Source organism: Rhizobium sp. 22-785-1 (assembly GCF_053521965.1).
Map to the genome: position 1 here is coordinate 588389 of NZ_JBNWDI010000002.1, position 26504 is coordinate 614892.

27 protein-coding genes and 1 tRNA gene are annotated in these 26504 nt (G+C 58.5%); 2 read left to right on the forward strand and 26 right to left on the reverse strand.

The annotated features are described in order from the left end of the window. Positions 1 to 95 precede the first annotated feature (95 nt). From phnE (ACQZ5M_RS07545) to phnG, 11 genes are all read right to left on the reverse strand, one after another. Complete coding sequence (phnE, locus tag ACQZ5M_RS07545) at positions 96 to 1445, reverse strand: phosphonate ABC transporter, permease protein PhnE (protein WP_449079349.1); 1350 nt, start codon at positions 1443 to 1445, stop codon at positions 96 to 98. Further along, positions 1445 to 2419 (reverse strand): phosphonate ABC transporter, permease protein PhnE, encoded by a 975-nt coding sequence (gene phnE / locus ACQZ5M_RS07550; RefSeq protein WP_296073887.1) that lies wholly within the window; start codon positions 2417 to 2419, stop codon positions 1445 to 1447. The genes phnE (ACQZ5M_RS07545) and phnE (ACQZ5M_RS07550) overlap by 1 nt, the downstream gene beginning before the upstream one ends. A gap of 172 nt (positions 2420 to 2591) precedes the next feature. Beyond that, positions 2592 to 3497, reverse strand: coding sequence for a phosphonate ABC transporter substrate-binding protein (gene phnD, locus ACQZ5M_RS07555; RefSeq protein ID WP_296015714.1), 906 nt, complete (start codon positions 3495 to 3497; stop codon positions 2592 to 2594). 97 nt (positions 3498 to 3594) lie between these two features. Beyond that, on the reverse strand, positions 3595 to 4470 hold the full coding sequence (phnC, locus tag ACQZ5M_RS07560) for a phosphonate ABC transporter ATP-binding protein (RefSeq protein ID WP_449079350.1): 876 nt from the start codon (positions 4468 to 4470) through the stop codon (positions 3595 to 3597). Positions 4471 to 4585: 115 nt separating this feature from the next. Next, complete coding sequence (locus tag ACQZ5M_RS07565; RefSeq protein WP_449079351.1) at positions 4586 to 5203, reverse strand: DapH/DapD/GlmU-related protein; 618 nt, start codon at positions 5201 to 5203, stop codon at positions 4586 to 4588. Continuing rightward, entirely contained in the window at positions 5200 to 5907 is a 708-nt protein-coding gene (gene phnL, locus ACQZ5M_RS07570) for a phosphonate C-P lyase system protein PhnL (RefSeq protein WP_296015711.1), read from the reverse strand. The genes ACQZ5M_RS07565 and phnL overlap by 4 nt, the downstream gene beginning before the upstream one ends. A 1-nt stretch (position 5908) precedes the next feature. After that, positions 5909 to 6685 (reverse strand): phosphonate C-P lyase system protein PhnK, encoded by a 777-nt coding sequence (gene phnK, locus ACQZ5M_RS07575; protein ID WP_449079352.1) that lies wholly within the window; start codon positions 6683 to 6685, stop codon positions 5909 to 5911. Further along, entirely contained in the window at positions 6682 to 7599 is a 918-nt protein-coding gene (locus ACQZ5M_RS07580; RefSeq protein ID WP_296084626.1) for an alpha-D-ribose 1-methylphosphonate 5-phosphate C-P-lyase PhnJ, read from the reverse strand. The genes phnK and ACQZ5M_RS07580 overlap by 4 nt, the downstream gene beginning before the upstream one ends. Before the next feature lie 149 nt (positions 7600 to 7748). After that, a complete protein-coding gene (locus ACQZ5M_RS07585) occupies positions 7749 to 8858 on the reverse strand; it encodes a carbon-phosphorus lyase complex subunit PhnI (protein WP_449079353.1) in 1110 nt (369 codons plus the stop codon). Positions 8859 to 8861: 3 nt separating this feature from the next. Further along, positions 8862 to 9467: a phosphonate C-P lyase system protein PhnH gene (gene phnH, locus ACQZ5M_RS07590; protein ID WP_449079354.1), complete on the reverse strand. Its 606-nt coding sequence runs from the start codon at positions 9465 to 9467 to the stop codon at positions 8862 to 8864. Further along, positions 9467 to 9925: a phosphonate C-P lyase system protein PhnG gene (gene phnG / locus ACQZ5M_RS07595; protein ID WP_296038509.1), complete on the reverse strand. Its 459-nt coding sequence runs from the start codon at positions 9923 to 9925 to the stop codon at positions 9467 to 9469. The genes phnH and phnG overlap by 1 nt, the downstream gene beginning before the upstream one ends. 80 nt (positions 9926 to 10005) lie before the next feature. Between phnG and phnF the strand changes: the two genes are divergently transcribed. After that, complete coding sequence (gene phnF / locus ACQZ5M_RS07600) at positions 10006 to 10743, forward strand: phosphonate metabolism transcriptional regulator PhnF (protein ID WP_296074349.1); 738 nt, start codon at positions 10006 to 10008, stop codon at positions 10741 to 10743. Positions 10744 to 10778: 35 nt separating this feature from the next. On the opposite strand, the gene ACQZ5M_RS07605 is transcribed toward phnF, so the two are convergent. The 13 genes from ACQZ5M_RS07605 to rirA form a co-directional block, all read right to left on the reverse strand. Beyond that, a complete protein-coding gene (locus ACQZ5M_RS07605; RefSeq protein WP_449079355.1) occupies positions 10779 to 11714 on the reverse strand; it encodes a TonB family protein in 936 nt (311 codons plus the stop codon). Next, on the reverse strand, positions 11711 to 12220 hold the full coding sequence (gene exbD / locus ACQZ5M_RS07610) for a TonB system transport protein ExbD (RefSeq protein WP_296076025.1): 510 nt from the start codon (positions 12218 to 12220) through the stop codon (positions 11711 to 11713). Before exbD ends, ACQZ5M_RS07605 begins: the two co-directional genes overlap by 4 nt. Positions 12221 to 12224: 4 nt before the next feature. After that, positions 12225 to 13349: a tonB-system energizer ExbB gene (gene exbB / locus ACQZ5M_RS07615; protein WP_296076022.1), complete on the reverse strand. Its 1125-nt coding sequence runs from the start codon at positions 13347 to 13349 to the stop codon at positions 12225 to 12227. Between the two features lie 209 nt (positions 13350 to 13558). After that, complete coding sequence (gene hutC, locus ACQZ5M_RS07620) at positions 13559 to 14293, reverse strand: histidine utilization repressor (RefSeq protein WP_296105443.1); 735 nt, start codon at positions 14291 to 14293, stop codon at positions 13559 to 13561. 150 nt (positions 14294 to 14443) lie between these two features. Then, a complete protein-coding gene (locus tag ACQZ5M_RS07625; RefSeq protein ID WP_449079356.1) occupies positions 14444 to 15229 on the reverse strand; it encodes an ABC transporter ATP-binding protein in 786 nt (261 codons plus the stop codon). Further along, positions 15229 to 16002 (reverse strand): ABC transporter permease, encoded by a 774-nt coding sequence (locus tag ACQZ5M_RS07630; protein WP_296016644.1) that lies wholly within the window; start codon positions 16000 to 16002, stop codon positions 15229 to 15231. The genes ACQZ5M_RS07625 and ACQZ5M_RS07630 overlap by 1 nt, the downstream gene beginning before the upstream one ends. 69 nt (positions 16003 to 16071) lie before the next feature. Then, positions 16072 to 17013 carry an ABC transporter substrate-binding protein gene (locus tag ACQZ5M_RS07635; protein WP_449079357.1) on the reverse strand — a complete coding sequence of 314 codons (942 nt, stop codon included), beginning with the start codon at positions 17011 to 17013 and terminating at the stop codon, positions 16072 to 16074. Between the two features lie 98 nt (positions 17014 to 17111). After that, a complete protein-coding gene (locus ACQZ5M_RS07640; protein ID WP_296038522.1) occupies positions 17112 to 17843 on the reverse strand; it encodes an ABC transporter permease in 732 nt (243 codons plus the stop codon). A gap of 20 nt (positions 17844 to 17863) precedes the next feature. Then, complete coding sequence (locus ACQZ5M_RS07645; protein WP_449079358.1) at positions 17864 to 18802, reverse strand: ABC transporter ATP-binding protein; 939 nt, start codon at positions 18800 to 18802, stop codon at positions 17864 to 17866. Further along, positions 18799 to 19995: an ABC transporter permease gene (locus ACQZ5M_RS07650; RefSeq protein WP_449079359.1), complete on the reverse strand. Its 1197-nt coding sequence runs from the start codon at positions 19993 to 19995 to the stop codon at positions 18799 to 18801. Before ACQZ5M_RS07650 ends, ACQZ5M_RS07645 begins: the two co-directional genes overlap by 4 nt. Before the next feature lie 9 nt (positions 19996 to 20004). Continuing rightward, positions 20005 to 20916: a glycine betaine ABC transporter substrate-binding protein OsmF gene (gene osmF / locus ACQZ5M_RS07655; protein ID WP_296016651.1), complete on the reverse strand. Its 912-nt coding sequence runs from the start codon at positions 20914 to 20916 to the stop codon at positions 20005 to 20007. Positions 20917 to 21083: 167 nt separating this feature from the next. Further along, entirely contained in the window at positions 21084 to 22118 is a 1035-nt protein-coding gene (locus tag ACQZ5M_RS07660; RefSeq protein ID WP_449079360.1) for an AbrB family transcriptional regulator, read from the reverse strand. A gap of 136 nt (positions 22119 to 22254) precedes the next feature. Next, on the reverse strand, positions 22255 to 22731 hold the full coding sequence (rirA, locus tag ACQZ5M_RS07665; RefSeq protein WP_296016655.1) for an iron-responsive transcriptional regulator RirA: 477 nt from the start codon (positions 22729 to 22731) through the stop codon (positions 22255 to 22257). A 280-nt stretch (positions 22732 to 23011) separates the two neighbouring features. On the opposite strand from rirA, the gene ACQZ5M_RS07670 reads away from it, so the two are divergent. Beyond that, positions 23012 to 24061 carry a Fe(3+) ABC transporter substrate-binding protein gene (locus ACQZ5M_RS07670; protein WP_449079361.1) on the forward strand — a complete coding sequence of 350 codons (1050 nt, stop codon included), beginning with the start codon at positions 23012 to 23014 and terminating at the stop codon, positions 24059 to 24061. Positions 24062 to 24271: 210 nt separating this feature from the next. Here the strand turns inward: ACQZ5M_RS07670 and fdhA are convergent, their stop codons facing one another. Beyond that, positions 24272 to 25462: a formaldehyde dehydrogenase, glutathione-independent gene (fdhA, locus tag ACQZ5M_RS07675; RefSeq protein WP_296038529.1), complete on the reverse strand. Its 1191-nt coding sequence runs from the start codon at positions 25460 to 25462 to the stop codon at positions 24272 to 24274. A 943-nt stretch (positions 25463 to 26405) separates the two neighbouring features. Further along, positions 26406 to 26482, reverse strand: a tRNA-Met gene (locus ACQZ5M_RS07680). Between the last annotated feature and the right edge of the window lie 22 nt (positions 26483 to 26504).

Here is a 26504-nt window from a genome sequence, read left to right on the forward strand (position 1 = left end):
GTCTCGGCCCCGCAAGGTCAGAAGTGCGGGGTAGACCTTTTCCATGACAGAATGATGATACCGGGCAGGAAATTTGCCGGATATCAGTGGCATGTTTAGTGATGCGTTTTGCCGATGAGGCGCGAGCGGATCGCGTTGGACATATTGTCGAACAGGAAGACGACGATGAGGATCAACAGCACCATATAGGCGACCTTGTCCCAATCCTGATTGGTGCGCATGGCCTCCAGTAGCTTGAGGCCGATACCGCCTGCGCCCACCGCGCCGATAACCGTGGCGGAGCGGGTGTTGCTTTCCCAGAAATAAAGCGATTGGGAAATGAACACAGGCAGCACCTGTGGAATGACCCCAAAGCGGTTGACGATCATGGGTGACGCCCCGACGGATTTCACGCCCTCTCGCTGTTTGTCATCGACATTTTCCAGAGCCTCGGCATAGACCTTTCCGAGCGCACCCGTGTCGGTGAAGAAGATTGCGGCAATGCCGGGGATCGGTCCGGGACCGAAGCTTCTGGTGAAGAACAGCGCCCAGATCAGCATGTCGATGGAGCGCAGGAAATCGAAGAGCCGCTTCATGCCCCAATTGGCCGCCTTGTTGGCAGTGATGTTGCGGGCGGCGATGAAGGCCAGAGGAAAGGCGAAGAGCGTACCGAGAAGCGTACCAAGGAAGGCCATGACCAGCGTCTGCAACAGCTTGGACAAGATATCCTCATGCTGCCAGGCATCGTTGCCGAGGAAATCATCGGCCATCTTTGAAATATTGGACTGGGCCGGATCGACGCGATTCTGCCATAGCGCCAGCGCTGCCAAGTCGCCCCAGCTCTTGCCCCAGAACTGCGAACGGGTGTCGAAGAAGAAATTGGCCCAACCGAGGAAGCGGCGCTGGACATAAAGCTGCGAGGTGCGAATTTCCGCCTGACCGGCAAAGCCGTACTCGACGACGACCTTGTTCTCGTCCTGGCGGATTTGAACAGGCGCGCCGGCCGGGGCTGTGACGCGGTCAGCGCCGATGGTCACGGGATAGAGCGTGCCGTCGACGTAGACATTGGCCTGCGTCGGGGTGATGTCGATGCGGTTCTGCTGATCGCCATAGGTCACGCTATAGCCGCCATCCGGCAGCGGCTGGAGCCAGCTAATATTGGCGTTGGCTGGATACTGCCCGCGGCTCGTCCATTGCGGCACGACCTTGCCATCATCGAAGCGAAGCCGTGGCTGGGCGCGCCAGGAATACCAGTCCTGAATATAGCTGGAAGCGCGGTCCCAGCGACCGTTGGTCAAGGCCGGGCCGACATTGAAGGCGAAGAAGCAGATGACGAGATAGGCGATGGCTGCAACCAGACCGACGAACAGTCCGTATCGGCGCATGAAGCCCTGCTGAAAGACCTGCGGATATTGGGACAGAAGACGTTCGCGGTCCGCACCATTGATGACAAAGCTTGTGGACATCAGGCCGCTCCCCGTCCGAATTCAAAGGATTGCTGGCCGATTAGCCGACGGCGCAGCCAGCCGGAGAACTGGTCAACAGCAATGATGGTGATCAGCAGCATGATGATGATGGCATAGGTCTTCGCGGCATGATCGTTACCGATCGCCAGGCGGAAGACCTCGCCGATACCACCGCCGCCAACAGCACCGATGATGGTGGAGGCGCGCACATTGATTTCGGCGCGCAGCAGCGCATAGGAAACGAAATTCGGCAAAACCTGCGGTACGATGGCAAAGCGCACACGCTCCAGCCAATTGGCACCCGATGCCCGCAAGCCTTCATCCGGCTTCATATCGGCATTTTCGACCACTTCGAAGAACAGCTTTCCGAGTGCGCCGACGGTATGGATGGTGATGGCGACGATCGCGGCAATGGGACCGAGCGAGAGAATGGCGGTGAGCAATCCGGCAATGACGATTTCCGGAAAGGCGCGCATCACTTCCAGCATGCGCCTGACGGCAAAACGCACCGCACCGGCACCCACCAGATTGGTGGAGGCGAAGAAACACAACGCGAAGGCTAAGGCCGTGCCGATCAGCGTCGAGACCACCGCGATGTTCAGCGTGATAACGAGTTGGTAGAAGAAATGCGGAATGTAAAAACCGCCACCAATATAGACCCGCTCAGACACATAGTCGTATTTCAGCGATCCATCGGCATAGGGCGATGGCAGGTCGAACATGGCACGAACGACTTCCATCGGACTGTTCGGCAGGAAGGTCTTCATGAAGTCGAAGAAATAGGGCAGCCGCTCGAAGAACTTGCCGGAATTGGCGCTGTTGGCGAAATCCAGCGATGCGAAGAGAAGTGCCAGAAAGACGACAATGGCGATGCCTGTATAGATACGCCGCGTCAGCAGCTGTTGCTGGTAGTGACGCATGACCTTTTTCGAGGTCTCGTTCAGGCTGTCGTGCGTGATTGGCGTGCTGGCCATATCCTGGCGTCCCTTGCGCGAGCGTCTCGGTGACGAGATCTTATCGCCACTGCCCCGACTTACGGTTTTCCTACATGTCCGGGTGCAGGCCAAAGCCAAGCTCGCCGGAGATGCGCTTTAAAAAAACGGCGGCGTCATTTTCGACGCCGCCGTCTCATGCAATTGTCGGCAATCAGCCGCCGATGACGGCCTTACGGGCGTCGACGATCGTCTGATAGAAGGACGCATCGACCTTGATGTATTCCTTGTTCTTGCCCTGGGTGAAGCCCTGGAAGCAGGCCAGATCCTTCTTCGGCAATTCAAGGAAGAAGTTCTCGATCTTCTGCTTCATCGGCTCACCAACCTTGTTGGCAACCATCAGCGGGCCGTTCGGGATCAGTGGCGACTTCCAGACTTCGACCAGATCGTCCATGTCGAGGTTACCCTTGGCGACCATCTGGTGAAGGTTGCCGGAGGTATAGCCTTCTTCCCACTTGCCAACGCCGGAGCCGAAGGTGGTGCCGACATCGAACTTCTTGTCGAGAACGGCGAGAACGAGGTTCTCATGGCCGCCACCGAAACCCGTTTCGGAGAAGTATTCCTTGACCGGCTTGCCGGTTTCCTTCGGCAGCGCGACGTTCGGGATCAGGTAGCCGGAGGTGGAGTCAGGATCGGCAAAACCGAGCTTCTTGCCCTTCGCGTCTGCCAGCGACTTGATGCCGGAATCCTTGCGGGCAACCATGATGGTGTAATAACCGCTGGAGCCGTCAGCGCCAGTGTAGGTCAGGATCGGATCGACAGCCTTCGGGTCCTGAATGGCGATCTTGGCGTAGGAGGATGCGCCCATGGAAGCAATGTCGATGGTGCCGCCCAGCAGACCCTGGATAACGCCGTTATAGTCCGGCGACGGGAAGAGCTGAACCTGCTCGACACCGGTTGCAGCCTTCAGACCATCGGCAATGCACTGGGCGTTGCGAAGTTGGTCGTTGGAGTTTTCGCCGCCATCGAGACCGATACGCAAAACTTTGACGTCCTGGGCAAGAGCCGAACCGGCCAGAAGGCCAAGCGCGACCGCAGAAAGAAGAGCTTTCTTCAACATGGATGTATCTCCTGTTTTTCCGGCAAGCCGGAGTTTTGCATGATGTGGGCTTTGATACGGGCGCCCCTGACGCGGGCGGATCGATGCTGTGCAGTCCTTACAGCCCAGCCATGGAAAGGGGCTTCAGAGCAGTAGCTTCAGGACCGGCAGATGGGTTTTGGACGCGGGCGCTGAGCTCTGCGCCTTCAATGGTGATGCTGGTCGATGTCATGGTTTCGTCGATACCGGCACCGTGCGAATCCGTGCCGTAGATGTCCTTGACCGCGCGCGCATCAAGCTCGGCCGGCGTGCCGTCGAAGACCACGCGACCGCCTGCCATGCCGATGATGCGTTCACAATAATTGCGCGCCGTATCGAGCGTATGCAGGTTGGTGATGACGGTGATGCCTTCGCGCTCATTGATATCGCGCAACGCATCCATGACGATCTTGGCGTTCAGCGGGTCGAGCGACGCAATCGGCTCGTCGGCAAGGAGCATGCGCGGCGACTGCATCAGCGCGCGCGCAATGGCAACACGCTGCTGCTGGCCGCCGGAAAGCGTTCCCGCAGGCTGCATTGCCACATGCTCGATGCCGAGGCGCTCCAGTGCGGCGATCGCCATCAGACGCTCTTCGGTGGTGAAGATGCTGAGCAGGCTCAGGACCGTGGAGCGGTGATTGAGGCGACCCAGCATGACATTGGTCAGAACGTCGAGACGCGGCACGAGATTGAACTGCTGGAAGATCATGGCGCAATCGCGCTGCCAGTGGCGCAGGGCAGCCCCTCGCAGTGACGAAACCTCAAGATCACCGAAATGGATGGAGCCGGATGTCGGATCGACCAGACGGTTGATCATACGCAGCAGGGTGGATTTGCCCGCACCCGAACGTCCGATGACGCCGACCATCTGACCCTGGGGAATATCGAGCGTCACGCTGTCGACGGCGGTCGATTTGCCGAAGCGGCGCGTAACCTGCTTGAGGTGAAAAGTCATAGGCCAAATCCAGTCTCGTTATTTCGGATTCGGCCTATCAGGGGTGCGTGAAGCGTGAATGTCAGTTTGATGAAGAAATTATTACAAGGCTGACGTTACGGGAGATGGTGTTCGTTTACCCGTCATACTTGGCAAGAAAGGCCTCCGCTTCGAGCGAACGGAAATCATCGAGGGCAGCGCGAAGCCTCGCGTGATCCCAATCCCACCAGGCCAGTCGGTCCATGCGCTCGCCGATCTCTTCTGGAAAACGGCGCCGGATGATTTTGGCCGGGACACCGCCGACGATGGTATAGGGTGCGACATCTTTCGAGACCACCGCACCGGCCCCCACCACCGCGCCATTGCCGATGGTGACGCCGGGCAGAATTGTCGCACCGTGGCCGATCCAGACGTCGTGGCCGATGACGACGCGCTTTGCCCGCCTTGCGGCAAAGAAATCGATCTCGTCTTCAGCGTCGTCCCAATAGTTATGGGCGCGGTAGGTGAAGTGGTGGAGCGTCGCGCGCGACATGGGGTGATTTGTGGCGTTGATGCGCACCGAAGCGGCGATATTGACGAATTTGCCGATGGTGGCGCACCAGACGGCACCGTCCTGCATGATATAGGAATAGTCATCCATCTCCACCTCTTCGATGCGGCAGCGCTCCGATACTTCGGTGTAGCGGCCGATCTTCGAGTTCGTGACACGGGCAGTCTCGTGGATCACAGGTTCAAGTCCGACTTTGACACTCATGCTGCGATCTTTCTGGGGGAGAACTGCGAGACATCGAGAATACGATTGGCCACGGCTTCACGCACTTCCTCATCGTGAAAAATGCCGAGAAGGGCCGTTCCTTCGGCCTTCTTTTGCTGGATCATCTCCACCACCACCTTGCGGTTGGCGGCATCGAGCGAGGCCGTCGGTTCGTCCAGAAGCAGGATGGCATGGTCGGTAATGAAGCCGCGGGCAATGTTGACACGCTGCTGTTCGCCGCCGGAAAAGGTCGCGGGTGGCAGAGACCACAATTCCCGTGGCAGATTGAGTTTGGACAGCAACTCCCCTGCCCGTTCGCGTGCCTCTTCGACCGGAACTTTTCGAGCGAGCAGCGGCTCCGCCACCACATCGACGGCGGCTACGCGGGGAACGGTGCGCAGGAACTGGCTGACATAGCCAAGGCTGCGGTGGCGGACTTCGAGCACGGTGCGGGGCGCGGCACTGCCGATATCGACCATCTGTCCCTCATGCTTGATGAGTATCTGGCCGCTATCGATGGCGTAATTGCCATAGAGCATCTTGAGGATGGAGCTTTTGCCGATCCCCGAAGGCCCGCCAAGCACGACGCATTCGCCGGCCTGGACGGAGAAGTTCACATTGCGCACGACGGGCAGTTCAATCCCGTCACGCAGATGCATGGTGAAGCTTTTGAAGACTTCCGAAACGATGAGGGGGGTCGGCATGTTACACCTGCAGGATGGAGGAAACGAGGAGCTGAGTATAGGGCTCACGCGGGTCGTCCAGCACGCGGTCGGTCAAACCCTGCTCGATGACGTTGCCGTCTTTCATCACCATCATCCGATGCGACAAGAGACGTGCAACCGCAAGGTCATGGGTGACGACGATGACGGATAGACCAAGATCGTTGACGAGGCCGCGAACGAGATCGAGAAGCCTCGCCTGGACCGAGACATCCAGACCGCCGGTCGGCTCGTCCATGAAGACGAGGCGCGGCGAGGTGACGAGGTTGCGGGCGATCTGCAGGCGCTGGCGCATGCCACCGGAAAAGGCACGCGGCTGATCATCGATGCGATCGGTGCTGATCTCCACCCGCTCCAGCCATTCGCTGGCGGTGTTGCGGATATTGCCATAATGGCGGTTGCCGACCGCCATCAGCCGCTCTCCGACATTGGCGCCCGCCGAGACCGTCATGCGCAGACCGTCAGCCGGATTCTGGTGCACGAAGCCCCAGTCCGTGCGCATGAGAAAACGCCGCTCCGCCTCTCCCATGTGATAGAGGTCGCGGACCGAGCCATCCCGCATGCGATATTCGACGCTTCCCGTCGTCGGCATCAGCCGGGTGGAAATGCAGTTCAGCAGCGTCGTCTTGCCTGAGCCGGATTCACCGACGATCGCCAGAACCTCTCCCGGCCAGAGATCGAAGGAAACGTTGCGGCAACCTGCGCGGTCGCCGTAATATTTCGAGACGTCGTGGACTTTCAACAGCGGTTGGTCGCTCATTCTGCGGCCTCCTTCACATCGGCCAGCAGATGGCCGCGATGGCCATGGTCGCGCCGATCTTCGCAATGATCGGTATCGGAACAGACGAACATGCGTCCGCCCCGATCATCGAGGATGACTTCATCGAGATAGACATTGTCCGCGCCGCAAAGCGCACAGGGCTTGTCGAAGGTCTGGATCTCGAAGGGATGGTCGTCGAAATCGAGGCTGACGACTTCGGTGAAGGGCGGCACCGCATAGATGCGCTTTTCACGACCAGCGCCAAACAGTTGCAAGGCCTCCGACATATGCATTTTCGGATTGTCGAATTTCGGCGTTGGCGACGGGTCCATGACGTAGCGGCCCGCAACCTTCACCGGATAGGCGTAGGTGCGGGAAATCCGGCCATTATGGGCAATGTCCTCATAGAGGCGCACATGCATGAGGCCGTATTCTTCCAGCGCATGCATGACGCGGGTTTCGGTCTCACGTGGCTCGAGGAAGCGCAAGGGTTCGGGGATCGGCACCTGATAGACCAGCACCTGACCTTCCGTTAGCGTTTCTTCCGGAACGCGGTGACGCGTCTGGATGACGGTGGCCTCCTTGGTATGGGTGGTGACAGCGACAGTGGCGACCTTCTGGAAGAAGGCGCGGATGGAGACGGCATTTGTCGTATCATCCGCCCCCTGGTCTATGACCTTCAGTACGTCCTTTGGCCCGAGGATTGCCGCCGTCACCTGCACGCCGCCCGTTCCCCAGCCATAGGGCATGGGCATTTCGCGCGAGGCGAAGGGCACCTGGTAACCCGGTATGGCAATAGCTTTAAGAATAGCGCGGCGGATCATCCGCTTGGTCTGCTCGTCCAGATAGGCGAAATTGTACGTTGCGAGACCTTCATTCTTTAGGTCATTCTCAAATGAAACTTCTTCAAGCATCGTGCGTTGTCCTTCCGTAAGTCACAACGGATGTCAGGAGTAAATGATCATGGAGATCGGAATTCTCATTGCGCTGTTCTTCACTGTATTTGCAGCATCGAGCGTATTTTGCGCTTACTGGTTCAACGAGCAGCGATAAGACCAAGTCTTTATTCGGCAGCATCGTTCAACCAACCCTCTTGTGTTTTTTGCGCAGCCTCGAAATCGGCGCGCATCTTTCTGACAAGACCAAGCTCAGCCTGGAAATCGACGTAATGCGGCAGCTTTAAATGCTCGACAAAGCCCGTCGCCTGGACATTGTCAGCATGTGAAATCACAAACTCTTCGTCTTGGGCCGGTGCGGTCCTATCTTCACCGAACTCGTCAGCACGCAGAGCACGGTCCACGAGCGACATAGCCATGGCCTTGCGTTCGCTCTGGCCGAACACCAGCCCGTAGCCGCGGGTGAATTGCGGCGGTGCCTTGGCCGAACCCTTGAACTGGTTGACCATCTGGCATTCGGTGACCTGAACATCGCCGATGGAAACGGCAAAGCCGAGTTCGGGAATATCCAGCTCCACCTCGACCTCACCGATTCTCACCTCGCCGACAAAAGGGTGGGTGCGGCCGTAGCCGCGCTGCGTTGAGTAGGCCAGAGCCAGAAGAAAGCCTTCATCACCACGGGCAAGCGATTGCAGGCGCAGGTCTCGTGCCATGGGGAACTCCATGGGCTCGCGGGTCAGGTCGCCGGGAACATGCTCCTCCGGCATTTCGCCGTCGCTTTCGATCAGACCTTCTTCCGCCAGAATTTCCGACACCCGCATGATATGTTCCGGCTCTGAATCGCGCAGGACAGGCTCATCGACCTCGCCATCCTCAAGAAGGGATGGATCGAGAAGGCGATGGGTGTAATCGAAGGTGGGGCCGAGCAACTGTCCGCCGGGCAGATCCTTGTAGGTTGCGGACACGCGGCGTTCAACCAGCATCTCGCCGGTTTCGACCGGCCTGGAGTAGCCGAAGCGCGGCAGGGTGGTGCGATAGGCGCGCAGCAGAAAGATAGCCTCGATCATATCGCCGCGCGATTGTTTGACCGCGAGCGCGGCGAGCGCCCGATCGTAGAGCGAGGCTTCGGCCATCACCCGGTCCACGGCAAGGCCGAGTTGCTCAATGATCTGGCCGATCGTCATGGCGGGCAGGTTGCGATCTCCACGGCGCCGGTCGGCAAGCAGGCGATGTGCATTGGCAATGGCGGTTTCTCCGCCCTTAACGGCAACATACATAGCTTAGGCCTCCAGCTCGATACGAATGGAACGCGGCAGGCATATGAAGTGGCTGCCGCAGGTGAGGATCACATCGACTCCACGCGGAAAGACGGCGCGGTTCTCGCTCCACAGACGAGGGAAAATGTCAGGAAGGCCTGTAGGCTCTATGATCTCGCTGTCCCGAATGCCGGGGCCGGTAAGCCGGAGCTTTGGACCGCCTGTCAAATCCTGCACTTCGATGATGATCGTTGTGGAGCGGTCAGGATATTCCTGCGTGCCTTGGGCGAAAAGATCGAAAGAGGAGAGCTGGCTTGCGGCATCGAGCACCGCAAAACGGGCTTCGGCTTTGGTTGCCGCCATTTGCGCTCCCGTGTGAAAGGAGAGCCAGCGCGGCACGACCGATTTCGAGAAGGCGCCATTCATCCAGACGGGGGTTTCGTAATCTGAAAGCGTCAGGAGAATGCCGCCGGCAGCCTTGCAGAGCGGGCTTGGCGGCTGGATCGGCAGATCGAAGGATTGCACCTCACCTGGGCGTGCCATGCCATCCATGACGGCTTTGAAAATGTGCTGGGAATCGAAGACCGGATCGGAAAAGCCGCCGGTTACGATATTGGCGTTGGCGGACATTAGTCGTCTCCCCGTACCATGGTGAAGAAATCGACGCGGGTTGCGGCGGTTTGCTGAATGGCATTGGTCTTGCGTTTTTCAAGACGAGATGCGACCACAGAGAGGACCTCGCGCTCAACGAGAGGACGGGTCGTCTCTTCCTGCCAAAGCGCATCGGCGATTGCCGCGTACCACGCCTGCTTGCGGCTCGTGCCGAGCGCATGGGCATGGCCGATCGTGCCGGAGGCAAGCTTGACGGTGGCGCGTGTCACGGTCGCTTCTCCGAGATTGAAGGGTGAACCGCCGCCACCAATCTTTCCGCGCACCATGACGAGCCCGGTTTCCGGTCCACGTACCTTTTCGACTCGCGGCTTGGCATCCAGAGCGCTCCAGCAATTGAGAAGCTCTTCAACCGTCGCACGGGCCAGCAGCCCTGCGGCCCGCTTTCTCGCCTCTTGAATTTCGGTCGGTTCGTTCATTTTATCCTCAAACGTCTATTGATATAGACAACCATACAAGATAGCTTAGATGTAAGCCTCCAGCATGACAAGCGTGTGACATGACCCTGACGAACAATATGCGAAAGAAGAATGGCGTGGCGCTTTGGCGCCAGATCGCCGACCGGATCAGAACGGCGATTGCTGCGGGCGAATATGACGGCACCGGCATGTTGCCATCAGAGATGGTGCTGGCAGAACGTTTTGGCGTTAACCGCCATACGGTCCGGGGTGCCATCGCAGCACTTGCGGATGAAGGTATCGTTCAGGCGCTGCAAGGCCGGGGAACAATCATCACCCGAAAAGATCGCCTGAATTTCCCGATCTCGAAGCGAACGCGTTTTACCACTGGTCTTGGCGATCAGGCACGGGAGATGGAAGGGTTGCTCTTGGCGCATTCCCTCGAGGGAGCGACGACAGCTCTTGCCGAGAAGCTGAATGTGGCGCCGGGCACGCCGCTCATTCGACTGGAGTTGCTGCGCAAGGTCGATCAAAAGCCGGTGTCGCGTTCGACATCCTGGTTTCCGGCTGAGCGCTTCGCCGGCATCGCCACTGACTATGAAGACACGGGCTCAATTACAGAGGCGCTGAAGCGATCCGGCGTGGCCGACTATGTCCGGGCTTCGACCACAGTCTCTGCCCGCCATGCGGAAGCCGACGATCTGGCCGATCTCGAGCTGTCGCCGGGTGCCATTCTCCTCGTCTCCGATTCCCTGAATGTCGACATGGACGGACATCCGATACAGTTCGGCACCAGCCGCTTTCCGGCTGATGTCGTGCAATTCACCGTGGAGAGTTGACAGCAGGAGGAACACGATCGTCCTGCGAGCGTCCGCTACCTGACCTGCACAGGAAGGACGAAGGACGTCTGCGCACCGGGAGGTGGCGTCGAAACCGATGCCTTGCCGATCGACGATTTGATCTTGGCGTCGACTGCCTCATCGCCTGTGGATTTGACCACGCTCAGCCGGCCGATAGAACCGTCATTCTGCACCACGAAGGATACCGTCACCGTCATGCCGGAGCGGCCCGCACCGCGAACGATGCGGCGAGCGACAGCGCTTTGAACTTTCGACGCCCAGTCTGCCGGAGAGATTGAAGACGATGCAGAGCCCGCGCTGTTGCGAGACGCCGCCGTTCTGTCCGACTGCGTCGCCTCAGCCTTGGCGATATCGCGGCGCTGAGATTGCTGGGGCGCCGGCGTCGGCTTTTGCACTCGCTTCTTTTCCGGCTCTTTTTCCTTCTCCACCTTCTTTTGTACCGGTGGCGGAGGTGGACGAAGCACAGGAAGCGGAACCTCTACATTTTCGAGTTCCGCTACCTGCTGCTGCTCGATGGGATCGACCTCCTGCACCGGTTCTGGAGGCGTGGGCTCCTCCACAGGCTGCTGCACCACCTCCGGCGGCACTTCGGGGGTAGGCTCGGGCTCCACTGGCGGCTCTTCAACGACAGGCTCCGCAACTGGCTCCGGCGGAGGTTCTACGGGCGGCGGTTCTTCGACAGGCTGGGTGACGTTGCTTTTGACCTCTTCCGTCTCGACCTCGTCATTGGCTTCGACCGTTTCTTCGGTATTGGCGGCCTCAGGCAGGGCGGCAAGCTCAATCATGATCGCCGCCTGAGGTGCGTTATCGCCCTGCTCTTCCGGCTTTTCCTGCATGAGATAGTAGGCGCCTGCGGCGTGCACCGAGACCATCACCAGTGCCGCCGCGGACCAGAGTGCGATCTCTCCGAAGCGGGATTGTCTGGAACGAGGGTAGACGGTTTCCGTCACTGCGACCCTCCATTCGGGCCAGATGCAGGCTGGCTGACCTGCGGCTGACTGTAATCAGAGGCCGGCGCACCTGCTGGAGTTGCGCCCGCAACGCCCTCCAGCCCGACAAGCGCGATCTTCAGATAGCCGCTGTCACGCAGCAGGTTCATGATCTCCATGAAGTGGCCGTAATCCACCGCCTTGTCAGCGCGCAGAAAGATACGTGTGTCCTTCTTGCCCCCCGTCTTGGCGTCGAGGCTGGAGGCCAATGCTTCGCGCCCCACCGCATCATTGCCGAGATTGAGCGACAGGTCGTCCTTCACCGTCAGATAGAGCGGCTCGTCCGGACGCTCGGCGGGTTTTGCCGTCGAGGCCGGAAGGTCGACATTCACATCCACGGTCGCAAGCGGTGCAGCCACCATGAAGATGATAAGCAGTACCAGCATCACGTCGATGAACGGCGTGACGTTGATTTCGTGGTTTTCGGGAAGCTCTTCCCCGTGGCTCTCTCGGATACCGCCTGCCATGATCTTATCGTCCCACCAGTGAGACCTGGGGCTTGCTGGCACTGCCCGGCGGGATGCGGCGGAAATCGAGGTCGCGGCTGACGAGACGCTCCACGCCTGCGGCAACATCGGCCAGCAGATGACGATAGCCGGTAATGGATCGGGCAAAGACGTTGTAGATCACCACTGCCGGAATAGCAGCAACCAGACCGATCGCCGTCGCCAGCAAGGCCTCGGCGATACCGGGCGCAACGACGGCAAGGTTAGTTGTCTGCGATTCCGAGATACCGATAAAGGCGTTCATGATGCCCCAGACCGTGCCGAAGAGGCCAACGAAGGGTGATACCGAACCGATGGAGGCCAGAACGCCCGTGCCGCGCGACATGCGGCGACCCGCATGGGTTTCGATGCGCGAGAGGATTGAGGAAACCCGCTCCTTGATGCCACCGCCATCCGTGTGAGCAACGACTGCATCCGACAGGGTCATTTCGTGGGTTGCCATGCGCAGCATCAAGGCGGCAGGACCGCCCTTGTTTTCGACGGCTTCAGTGGCTTCAGCCAGCGTCTTTGCCTTGTGAACGATCTTCAGTGTTGATCCTGCACGCACGCGCGCGGCGGCAAGCTCGATCGACTTCGCCAGCCAGACCGTCCAGGTTGCGAGCGAGGCGAGAGCAAGGCCGATCATGACGCTTTTGACGACCCAGTCTGCGGCCATGAACATGCCCCAAGGGGACAGGTTGTGAGGAATATCGGACCGTTCATCCGCGCTCACCTCTACCGGAGAAAGCGCCTCACTGGATGGGCCTGGCTGTGCTGCTGGCGGTGTCTGCGCGCCAGACGGTTGAGCCGGAGCCTCGGTCGCCGGAGAGGGAGCGGTCGCAGCAGGCGCCTGCTGATCCTGTGGGGCGGCTTGCGGCACCTGCGTCGCTGGCGATGGCTGAACGGAAACGGGCGGAGCAGAATTCGTAGCCGGCGAAGGAGCCTGGGTCTGCGGTGCGGCTGGCACGCCTTGGGATGGCGCAGCCGTCTGAGCGACAGCCTGGACAGAAGAGGCGCAGATCATCACGGTCATTGCCAGCGCCGCGTGTCGGCAACGCATCCATGGCGCTATTGCAGCTTTGGACGAAGAAATCGAGAGTATGGAGGTCATCAGATGGTCCCGGGTTTTCTGTACTGCACGACGACCAGACGCATCGGCATTGCCCTCACCCGCACCCGAATAGCAGACATGCAAGCCCGATCCGCTATAAGTGGAGTAAGATTAGCAACTAATACATTGCATAAACCGGAGCTGTAAACTCATCTTTTGGAAAAACATGCGTGACGAAGCGATGTTTTTACATTCGCGATCGCGGAGGATCACTGCTGCTGCATGGGCAGGAATTGCGCCACGAGTTCATGGCGCTCGCCCGGATACGTTACCGTGACGTGGGTCACGTAGGTCTGCCCGTGCCAGGTTCGCCGCTCAACGACGAGGCAGGCGGTACCGACGGGAATGGCAAGCGCATCGGCAATCCGGCGATCCGCCGATATGGCGCGGATGCGATGCTCGGCAGCGCTCCAGGGTACCATCTGCAAAAGCCATGAACCCGGACCGACGGAGGAGAAATCCGCATCTTTGGCCTCTGGCACGGCTGAGACGTTGATGATGCGGTCCTCGAGGCAAAAGGGTGTGTCGCCGGTGAAATGCCGGCAGGTCAGCGAGAGAATACTGGCGCCCGCCTTCACCTCCAGCGCAGCGCGATCTTGAGACGTTGCCTTGCGCAGTTCGCGATCGTCCAGCCGATAGCCATAGACAAGTCCCATCTGCTGGACTTCACGCTGGATATCGTGAATTGCCAGAACGGCGGATTGGACATGCGGACGGGTCACGAAACTGCCGGAACGGCGACGGCGCTCGATCAGGCCTTTCTTGACCAGTTCGGTCAGCGCCTTGTTCACCGTCATGCGGGAGCAATCATACTCCTTCGTCAACTCGTGCTCGAAGGGAATACGATAACCGGGCGGCCATTCGCCAGACAGAATCCGCCCCTCCACGTCGCTCATGATGCGCTCGTGCAAAGACTTTTCCTGCGGTGCGGCCGTTTCAGCCATGGTCTTCGTTCCGTTACAGCGCCGGCTAAAAAATCGAAATCGATTTTCTGAAATGCACGATGCGTCTAATCAAAAGGTGAAGCGTGCTTTGTGTGTCCTGTCGGACGCACGGCGCTTCCATGGCCCGCCTGATATCACCGTCTCCCGTGCTTAGCCATGGGCTGCCGCCGCAATGGCTTCTTCACGGATTTCATCGGTGAGCCTTGCACGCAACTCGGAAAATTCCGGGCTAGCCTTGACCGTGTAATGACGCGGATGCGGCAGATCGACCGGGGTGATGGACTTAATGCGGCCCGGACGCGCCGACATCGTCACCACTCGGTTTGCCATGAACACCGCTTCCTCGATATCATGGGTGACGAAGATCACCGTCTTCTGCTCCCGCTCCCATATGCCGAGAAGCAGTTCCTGCATCAGGCCGCGCGTCTGGTTGTCCAGCGCGCCGAAGGGTTCATCGAGCAGCAGAATGCGCGGACCGTTGGCCAGCGCTCTGGCAATCGCCGTTCTCTGCTGCATGCCGCCAGACAGTTGTTTCGGCCAGTGGTTCTCGAAGCCTCTCAAACCCACCTTATCGATGTAGCTATCGACGATCTCCCACTTCTCCTTCTCCGCTACCCCGCGCTCGCGCAGGCCAAAGGCCACGTTTTCGCGGATAGTGAGCCAGGGAAACAGCGTGTAGGACTGGAAGACCATGCCGCGATCGGCACCTGGTCCCTTCACTTCCTGGCCAGCCAGCAGGACCTTGCCGGTGGTCGGGCGATCGAGGCCAGCGATGATACGAAGCAGCGTCGATTTTCCGCAGCCGGATGGCCCGAGAATGGTGACGAAGTCGTTCCTGGGAATTTCGAGATCCGTCGGCTGCAGGGCAAGTGTCGGCGTGCCGCCGCGCACGCCCGGAAAGGTGCGGCTCACGCCCTGGATGACGAGTTCATTCATCAGGCAAGCCTCCAGGCGAACAGTTTGCGATTGAGAGACTTGAAGGCAAAGTCCGAGATGAGGCCGATGACACCGATGACGATGATGCCGAAAATGATCTGGCCCGTCGCCATCAGCGCCTGGCTGTTGATGATCATATAGCCGATGCCGGACGACGCGCCGATCAATTCGGCGACGATGACATAGGTCCAGGCCCAACCGAGAACGAGGCGCAGAATCTCGGCAATATCCGGTGCATTGGCGGGGATGAGGACCCGGCGCACAACGCCGCGATCCTTGGCGCCGAGCGTATATGCAGCCTCGACCAGATCACGTCTTGTGCCGGCAACGGCAACGGCGATCATAAGGATGATCTGAAACACCGCACCGATGAAGATCACCAGCAGCTTCTGCATTTCGCCAATGCCAGCCCAAAGGATCAGAAGCGGGACGAAAGCCGACGCCGGTAGATAGCGTGCGAAGGAAACGAAAGGCTCAAGCAAAGCTTCGACCGGCTTATATGCACCCATGGCAATACCGAGAGGAACGGCCACGATCGCTGCCAGAACGAAGCCGCCGACCACGCGCCAGATGGTCATGCCGATATCGTAGGCGAAACCCTGCTCGGTCAGGAGATAGATCCCGTCCTTCAGCATGGTGATGGGGTCAGCGAGAAAGGTGGGCGACACGAACCCACCCAGCGTTGCGATACCCCAGGCGAGGAAGAACAGCACGAAAAACAGAATGCCGAGCGCAATCCGCGTGCTGTGTCTGATGGGCTGTAGTGGCTGCATGTGTATCCCGGCAGTCATGAGGCGGGGCGCGGCGGCAGGCCGCGCCCGAGGTCATTGCGTGATGGCCGATTACTTGATGAAGGAGGTATCGGCGAGCGTAGAAAGGTCGGGTTTCGACTTGATGACGCCGATTTCCAGAAGCAGATCGGCAGCCTTTTCCGAAAACGTCTTGAACTCGCCTTCGAAGAACTTCTGGTTGGCCGCCTTGTCCTGCCATTCGAGGAACTTTGCGGAGTTGCCGAAGGCTTCGCCAGACTGCTTCACATCCGCGCCCATTGTCGCGTAGGCTTTCTCGGGGTCGGCCTTGATAGCTTCAAGCGCCTCGAAGTAGCTCGTCGCCAGCGCCTTCGCCGCTTCCGGGTTGGTTTTCAGGAATTCCGGCGTGCAGCCGAATGTGTCCATAACCGCCGGATAATCCAGCGTGGTAGCAATAATCTTGCCCTTGTCGGGTGCGGCACGAACCGTGGAGAGATAGGGCTCATAGGTCATCGCGGCGTCATTCTGGCCCGCGACAAAAGCCTGCGCAGCCGGGCCGGGCTCCAGGTTCACCACCTTCACATCCCTCAGCGTCAGACCGTTTTCCTTAAGGATCCACGCGAGGAAGAAGTACGGCGAGGTGCCGGGTGCCGATGCGGCAATGGTCTTGCCCTTGAGATCGGCAATCTTGGCGATATCGCTGCGAACCGCCATGCCATCGGCACCGTGGGACTTGTCCATCTGGAAGATCTGCGTGGATTTCACACCATTGGCGTTCCATGCAATCCAGGTTTCCACGGTGGTCGCGGCGCACTGAACGTCACCCGAGGCGAGCGCCAGGTGACGGCTTGCCTGCGGGATCTTCTTGATCTCGACCTTGAGTCCGTTCTTTTCGAAAATACCCGCTTCTTTGGCGAGCGTCAGCGGCGCAAAGCCCGTCCAGCCAGACATGCCGATCGTGACGGATGTTTCGGCATGGACCGTGCTGGAAAACAGTGCGGCGGCGAGAAGGGTAAAACCCAGCGTCTTTCTCATGATAGATCCCCTGTTGCTTTATTTTTGAGCGTCGATTTTCGCCGCTTCTTTAGGGGGCATTAATTCACAGGGAAAATGACTTGTCTAGACAAAATGCTTCAGTGACCTGTACGCCGCGCTACTTTGGTTTCCAGCATCGAAAGCGTGCTATGGATCAAAATGGCGAGTGCGGCCACAATCAAGCCACCCTGCAGAATGAAGGCAAGATTGTTGGATTGCAGACCGGCGATAATGACCTCGCCCAACGTGCGCGCCGCAACCGTTGAACCGATCGTGGCAGTCGAAAGGCTGATCACTGCGGAGAGGCGAATACCGGCAAGAATTGCCGGCATGGCAAGCGGCACGTCAATTCTCCAAAGCCTTTGCCAGCCGGTCATGCCCGCGCCGCGTGCGGCTTCGATGATTGATGCCGGAACCGTCGTCAGCCCCGTGAGGGTATTTTCGAAGACGGGAAGAAGCGCATAGAGAAACAGTGCAACCAGTGTGGGCTTCTGGCCAAAGCCCATGATCGGCACCGCCAGCGCCAGAACGGCGACCGGCGGAAAGGTCTGCCCAATGTTGACGATGCTGCGCGACAGCGGCAGAAATTCCCGACCGAATGGACGACTGACGAGGACGGCAAGCGTGGCGGCAACGAGTGTTGCAGCCAGCGTCGCCACACCCACGATCGCGAGATGGGACAGCGTAAGCGACAGAAGATCGGCTTGCTGGTAAATGGCCGGTGCGTTGGTCTGGACGAGCGGCGCGAAGATCGGCGCAAAAGTGTTTGGGCTGACCAGGAAGACGGCAAGCAGAAGCGCGAGGCCCAGCAGAAGGACCGGTCCAAGCAACGCTCTCTTGTCCGCGCCTCTCACGAGCGGCCCGCGGCTTGCTGCAGCAGCGTATCGCGCCGAATGCGTCCGATCTTCTGTCCATCGCTACCGATAACCGGTAGGCTGTCACGTCCTGCCCAGAGCATGGCGGAAAGCGCATCGCGCTGGCTTAACGCATCGGGCAGCGGTTCGCCTTCCGCTTCTCCGGCCTCGACGATCTCCGACACCGTCGCCACGGATAGCAGCCTCAGAGGCCTTTCCCGCTCACCGATCAGCGTCCTGACGAAAGGCGTAGCCGGGTTCAGAACAAGCTCTGCCGGCGGCCCATATTGCACGATCTTCCCTCGATCCATGACGGCGATCCGATCTGCCAGGAAGAACGCTTCGTCCATGTCGTGGGTGACGAGGATAATGGTGACGCCGAGTTTCTTTTGTATCGCCACGAGATCTTCCTGTGCCTTGGCGCGGATGATCGGGTCGAGTGCGCCAAAGGGCTCATCCATCAAGAGAATATTCGGCTCTGCTGCCAACGCGCGTGCCACGCCGACGCGCTGTTGTTGCCCGCCGGACAATTCGTTCGGGAAGCGATCGGCGTACAGATTCGAATCGAGTTGGAAAAGCGTGAGGAGTTCTTCGACTTTGGCAGAAATCCGCTGGCGGTCCCAGCCAAGGAGTTCCGGCACGGTTGCAATGTTTTGCGCAACCGTCCTGTGTGGGAAAAGTCCGTGTCCCTGGATAGCGTAACCGATGCTGCGTCGAAGCTCGAAACCAGGTAGATCGAGAACGTTGCGCCCATCGATACGGATGACCCCGGCGGTCGGCTCAACGAGGCGGTTGACCATCCGCAGAAGCGTCGTCTTTCCCGAGCCCGACGTGCCGACAATGACCGTGACGCTTCTCGGGCGCATGGAAAGGCTCACATTGTCGACCACAGTGGCTTCGCCATAACGCTTGGTGAGGTTTTCGATCTCGATCATGCGGCTTTTCCTCCAGACAGGAGATTGCTGTCGATCAGGGCATCGAGCAGAATCGCTGCAGCAAACCCTAAGATGACGGTTGGGATGGTCCCCAGAAGAACGAGGTCCACAGCCGTTTGGCCGATGCCCTGAAATACGAAGACGCCGAAACCACCGCCGCCGATGAGAGCTGCAATCGTCGCAAGCCCGATATTCTGCACCAGCACGATGCGGATGCCGGTCAATATGATGGGAAGCGCCAGAGGAAACTCGACCTTGATCAGCCTCTGCCAGGCCGTCATGCCAATGCCCCGCGCGGCATCGCGCACCGCAAGCGGAACGCCCGCGAGACCGACGACGGTGTTTGAGACGATCGGGAGCAGCGAATAGAGAAACAGAGCGACGAAGGCAGGCGCCGCGCCAATGCCCCTGATGCCGATGTCCGAGGCGCCAGGAACATGCGTGCCGATCCAGCCGAGCGGCGCAATCAGGAGGCCGAAGAGCGCGATGGATGGGATCGTCTGGATGATGTTGAGACTGTTCAGCATGACGGCGCGGATGCGCTCCACCTTGAAACAGAGCACCCCCAGAGGAATGCCGGCCAGCATGGCGGCGAAGACGGAGCCCAAGGCCAGTTGAAGGTGGCGCTGCGCTTCCGTCCAGAAGATATCGGCGCGGCTTTGGTACTCTTTCATGATGGAAAGATCGTCCCACAGGCCGGAGAGCAGGAAGGCGCTAAGAAGCAAGAGAGCCAGCCCGAGCAGGATGAGACGCGTCAGCGGCTTGGGGTCAAGTCTCGCGATCGCATCCGTTGCCAGAACCACCAGCCCAGCAAGCACCAACCAGAAACCACTGGCTATCGAGACGCGGGCGTAGGTATTCTCAGGCGGAATGAGAGAGGAGGCAGAAAGACCGACGGCAAGCGCCAGCGCGACCAGGGCAGCAAAAGCGGTTGCCAGACGGATTTTCTTGTTTGCCACAAACAGCGCCACTGCTGCGGCCAAAAAGATGATTCCGATCAGGCCATAGCCAAGAGAGGTCGGCATGCTGTCCAGGAGGAAGCGCCCTTCTCCCTGGACGATCCGGTTGGCACGGAAACTGACAAAGGGCGGAACGAATGCAGCATAGAGAAGCAGGCCGCATATCAGCACGCCGACCTTATCGATATGTCGCGTGACGCTCTGCGGCTTCTGCAAGGCGGTCTCTTGCTGCAACGCCACCTCTTACTTCACGAAGCCGTTTTTGGTGAGAAAATCGAGCGCAACGGCCTTCGCCTGCTCTCCGCCCACCTGAACGCGGCCATTGAGCTCCTGAAGGGTGGTGAGATCGAGCTTTTCAAAAACGGGTTTCAACACCTTCTCGATGTCGGGATGCTTTTTAAGCACCTCTTCGCGAATGATCGGCGCGGGCTGGTAGACCGGCTGCACGTTCTTGTCATCCATCAGGACAACGAGACCGGAAGGCGCGATGCCGCCGTCCGTGCCATAGACCATGGCGGCATTGGCATTGTTGGTCTGGTTGGCTGCTGCAGCAATGGTGGCCGCCGTATCTCCTCCGGACAAGGTGATCAGTTGCTCCGGCTTCAGCGTGAACCCGTAGGTTTTCTGGAAGGCCGGAAGAGCTGCTGCAGAGTTGACGAACTCGGACGATGCGGCAAGGACGATCTGGCCGCCACCTGCAACAAATTTGCCCAGGTCGCTCAATGTCTTGAGGTTGTTCTTGTCAGCTACGTCCTTGCGAACCGCGATGCCCCATGTGTTGTTGGCGGGCGATGGAGACAACCAGACGATCTTGTTGGCATCGTAGTCCAGCGTCTTGGCCTCTTCATAGGCTTTGGCTGCGTCCTTCCAGATGGGATCGTCTGCCTTTTCGAAGAAGAAGGCCGCGTTACCCGTATATTCCGGGTATATATCGATCTCGCCTGCGATGATCGCCTTGCGCACGACAGGCGTTGCACCCAGCTGGATACGATCGGTGGTGGCGATATTGTTGACGTTCAGAACCGACTGGATGATGTTGCCAAGAACGCTTCCTTCGGTGTCGATCTTGGACGAAACGACGACTTGCGCCTGGGCAATCGATGCATAGAGAGCAAGTGCGAATCCGGCGCCAGCCAGCTTCATCAGACGGTTCATGGGCAATCTCCACTCGGAATGATTATTCGGGCAGGACAATGCCTCGTCTTTCTGACCAACTCTGATGAGTGACTGTCCCCGGTTCAGCAGGACGTAACGAAGCGGACTGCAAAAAGGTTGCAGGGAAATATCGTGGCTGAGAAAAAAAGGGCGACAGCCGTTGCCTTTCAACGCCCGCGCGCTTGCTTGCCAATGACGAAAGGCATGAGCACCGACAAGAACAGCAGGCGCAGCACATGGTGCGAGCCGACATAGACAGTGTCCGCGTGCATCATCACCGCCATGGCGGCCATGGTCTCAAGGCCACCAGGCGCGAAAGCAATCATGACCGCGTTCAGCGGAACACCTGTCACGTCTGAGATCAGTACGGCAATCGAGCAAGCAAGGACGACAACGGCAACAGTCACGACGGCACCAGCCAAAAACGCCTTCCTCATATCCTTCAGCGAAGAGCGCGAGAAGCGGGTGCCAATCAGGCTTCCAAGAACGATGTAGGTGGGGATGGCAAGCCAATCCGGGACGCCGCCGCTGGAGAAGCCCGTGACGTGCGAACCGATTGAAACAGCGACACCACCGAGAAGCAATGCGGCAGGAAAGCGCCAGCGCATGAAGAGAAGGCCGACGACCAGTGACGCCAGCAGCGTCAATCCAAGTTCCAGCGCTGGCATGGGCGGCGGCAAAATGGAGGGCGCGACGCCGACAAGATCGAGATACTTGACAATGAGCGGCACGGACAGCGTCAGCGCCAGAACACGGACACTCTGGATTACGCTGACGGTTGCCAGATCGCTTTTCGTTTCTGCCGTAAGACTAATAATGTAGCTCAAGTGGCCGGGCGACGCTCCAAGCATTGCCGTCGTATGGTCATAGCGAAAGACAAAACGCAGGATCCAGTAGGCCGTGTAAAGAAGAACCACGACCGCTATCAGCACCGCAACGAAGCTGAGGGGCCATGTTCTAGCGGCTTGAAAAACATCCGGTGTGATGTTCGCTCCCATCGATACGCCGACAATCACGAAGGTTGCATTGCGCAGGTTCTTCGGAACCGAAAGTGTCAGGCCCAGGAGGCTTGCAGCCGTGACGGAAAGGGCCGGTCCGCAGAGAAACGGCGCTGGCAAGCCTACCAGCACTCCGAACAGCGCACCGAGACTGCCGATGGAGACAGTCAGGGCAAGTCGATAGAGTTCGGATGTGGAAATCATGGCACCAGTGGGAATCAGGACGCAGGCATAAGGTTTCCACTTGTCCCTTCATCGCTGGCGAAATCAAGCTCTTGAAACACAAAAGCCTGCCGGCAATCTTGCAGGCAGGCTTACGGGCACTTGCTTGAAGCTCTGATCAGGCGGCCGCAACCGGCGGCGTATGAACGCGCGGCGCCAGCTGATCGAGGCCGAGCAGGAAGTTGATTTGCGGGCGGGCCTTGACGAGATCGTCGATGGAGTACTCGGTCAGGACGTCGAAGAACGCATTCAAGGCCTTGCGAAGCGCAGAGTTGAGGCCGCAGCTATCGACGAGCGGACATTCGACCGCGCCATCCTCGAAGCATTCCGCCATCGCAAAGCTGTCTTCCGTGACCTTGACCACGTCGAAAAGGCTGATCTTGTCGGACGGCTTGCCAAGCTTCACACCTCCGTTGCGACCGCGAACGGTTTCGACGAGGCCAGCCTTGGTCAGCGGCTGAAGAATTTTGAAGAGAAACAGCTCCGATACGCCGTAAGCCTTTGCGATCTCAGGAATGCGGCTGAGATTGCCGTCATTGGCGGCGCAATACATCAACATGCGGACTGCATAGTTGGTCTGTTTGGTCAAACGCATGCTGATCTCCTAGTCGGTAATGTGGAGTTATATAGTTTGTTTTTCACTTTAGAACAATTCCAGAAATGAAAAAATCTTCCTCCCCGGCGCAAACTCCGGCGGTTCGCCGTTGACGCTTCTGCCGATTCATGAACAAACAACTCCACTATTCAACCCTACTGCATCGGCTCGAAAATCGGAAACGGTTTTCGGAAAACACGATGCGTAGATTCAACGGGAATCGCGCGTCCTCTTGCATCCACAAAAATGGACGCCCGGCGCGCTGCGGGAGACCTGTGGTATGGCACGCTTGAAAACCAGCTTTCTAACGCTCGGTATGGCGTTATCTGTCGCTTGTGGCGCAGCAACCCCATCCTTTGCCGGTGGTGAGGTCAATGTCTACTCCTACCGGCAGCCGGAATTGATCCAGCCCCTGCTTGACGCTTTTACCAAGAAGACCGGCATTGAGACCAATGTCCTGTTTCTCGACAAGGGTCTGGTCGAGCGCATCCAGGCAGAAGGCGTCAATTCTCCCGCCGACATTCTGCTGACCGTCGATATTGCCCGCCTCGTGGAAGCCAAAGAAGGCGGCGTCACACAACCCGTGCTGAACGACCCTATCATCGAGAAGGACATTCCGGCCAATCTTCGCGATCCGGAAGGCGAATGGTTCGGGCTGACGACCAGAGGGCGCGTGGTCTACGCCTCCAAGGAGCGTGTGCCGCAGCAGAGCATCACCTATGAAGAACTGGCCGATCCGAAATGGAAGGGCAAGATCTGCATTCGCGACGGCCAGCATTCCTACAACATCGCCCTCTTCGCCTCGATGATTGCCCATCATGGACTGGATTATACCCGCACTTGGCTCACCGGCTTGAAGAACAATCTGGCACGCAAGCCGGATGGCACGGATCGCAGCCAGGCGAAGTCCATCTATTCCGGCGAATGCGATATTGCGCTCGGCAACACCTATTACGTCGGCCTGATGCTGACCAACGAGCAGGAACCGGAAGAGAAAGTCTGGGCAAACGCCGTCAAGGTCATCTTCCCCAATGCTGACGACCGCGGCACGCACGTCAACATCTCCGGTGTCGCCATGACCAAATACGCACCGAACAAGGAAAACGCCCTGAAGCTGATGGAATTCCTTGCATCAGGAGAGGCGCAGGAAATCTACGCCAAGCAGGTGTATGAGTATCCCGTCCTGCCCGGTGCGCAGCCTTCCGATGTCGTCAAGGGTTTTGGTCCGATCAAGCCCGACACCTTGTCGCTGACGGAGATTGCCGCGCACCGAAAGGAAGCATCCGAACTGGTCGATGAAGTAGGTTTCAACGACGGCCCATCGCAGTAAGGTTGGCGTCTAGAGCATTTACAGCAAAAGTGCGATCGGTTTCGCGTCCGGAAATTTTTAAAAACAAAGAGTTAGAGGAGTGTAGGTGAACCCGTGTTCACCGGAGCTGCTCTAGCGACATCCTGCTTTAGCTAACCTTCGACACATACATACGCCCGCGGCAGATCCATCGCGGGCGTTTTTGTTTAAGTCGCAAAAAAACTCGGACGGTCAAGCGGCCTTGATCAGATCCCCATGCGGATCGAGAACGAACTTGGTCGCAGCACCCTGGTCGAAACTTTCGTATCCTTGGACCGCATCATCGAGTGCGATGATCTTGGCATTGACGATATCGGCTATCGGCAGGCGATCATGCAGAATAGCCTGCATAAGCTGCCGGTTATATTTCAGCACCGGCGTCTGTCCGGTGTGGAAAGACTGCGCCTTTGCCCAACCGAGACCAAAGCGCAGAGACAGGCTGCCTTGCTTGGCTGCATCATCCACCGCACCGGGATCTTCCGTGACATAAAGACCGGGAATGCCGATCGAACCGGCAGGGCGGGTGATCTCCATCATCTGGTTGAGAACGATAGCAGGCTGTTCGCCCCCGGCGTGACCGCGTGCCTCAAAACCAACCGCATCGATCGCGCTATCGACTTCATTGGTTCCGACGATCTCGGCAATCATGTCACCCAGCCGATCGCCCTTCGACAGATCGACAGGCTCAAAACCGACTTTTGCAGCATGGGCTAGACGATCCTTGTTGAAGTCGCCGATCATCACCACGGCCGCACCAAGAATGCGAGCCGATGCTGCAGCGGCGAGACCGACCGGACCGGCGCCAGCGACGTAAACCGTAGAGCCGACACCCACGCCGGCCTTGACCGCGCCATGGAAGCCGGTCGGAAGAATGTCAGACAGCATGGTGAGGTCGCGGATCTTCGACATAGCCTTATCGCGATCGGGGAATTTCAAAAGATTAAAGTCGGCATAGGGGATGGTGACGTACTTCGCTTGTCCACCAATCCAGCCGCCCATATCAACATAGCCGTAGGCACCGCCCGCGCGGGCTGGATTGACCGTCAAGCACACGCCGGTATCTTGCGACTTACAGCAACGGCAACGACCGCATGCCACGTTGAATGGAACGGAGACAATATCCCCGACTTGCAGCATCTCGACATCGATGCCCTTTTCAATAACTTCGCCGGTAATCTCGTGGCCCAGCACGAGGCCCGGCATGGCGGTTGTGCGACCGCGCACCATGTGCTGGTCAGATCCGCATATATTGGTTGAGATCACCTTCAGGATCACGCCATGCTCGATCCTGCGTCCATCCGGCGCCTCAAGCTTCGGATCGTCAATATCACGAACCTCGACCTGACCCGGCCGCAAGTAGACAACGCCTCTGTTCTTGCTCATATCCATCTCCTCCATGGCTTGAACATCAATGTCTCAGCCGTCAGGGCTGAGACATTCTCGACTGTCAAACGATCAATGGGAGGTTCGACCAAGACTGGTCACTCCCAGTACCCACCAATAATCCTCCCGCCTGATCATCAACTTCACCGGCTGAGCCCGGTCATACACGCAAGTCACGCCACCTCCTCAAGTAGCGTTTCGATACGAACAGGAGACCACGCGAGACGGAGGCGAGCGGTTTGGATTACGACACGCCTTGTGTGCTCAACGACACGATATTTATCCCGAAGGTAAACCTGTCGCATATTTGGGCCTGCTTCCGGCTTTTCCTAAGGATCAGTATTTGGAGCGCAGAGAATAATTGGCGAGCGTTATCGACCGCTATCGGAGTTGCGTGGGCAAGTTTTTGATTTAGGCCGCTGAATATCAAGCACTCTCAATGCAATTCCTTGATGCGCCTGAAAGGCTATGGTTAGGACAAAGCGGCCTGCGCTTAACGCTGCCCTATATCGATTTCGCCCTGAGCGATCGGAGGAATCAGCCAAGCCGGCATTTCAACGCGACCAACGAGATGCAGAGTATCAGCCAGACATGGATGATCGATCGAAGCAAAGAGAGGGCTTCACTCGTTCCTTCGCGTCACGGATAGCTCCGATTGGCCAGGCACTGGAGGCTTATCATCCGATAAGGCGAAGTTTGAAGGCTCTGGGAATTGTACGAGATCCACGGTGTAATTTGGCCTCAACCTCTCCGGCACCAAGGTGCTTAATCGAATGGCGTGACCGAACGACCTATGCCTGCATGTCCTGTCAAAGATGCCGCTCGATAGCCCTTCCGTCTCGAGCGCCGCGGAGGTTATGCGTGAAGGAATGCCCTGCGCCAAAATACACAAAAGCCCCAAGGCATCTGCCAAGGGGCTTTGTGTTTCGTATATTGCATTATTTGGTTGCGGGGGCAGGATTTGAACCTGCGGCCTTCAGGTTATGAGCCTGACGAGCTACCGGGCTGCTCCACCCCGCGTTGATTTTGAGCGATGTCCGAG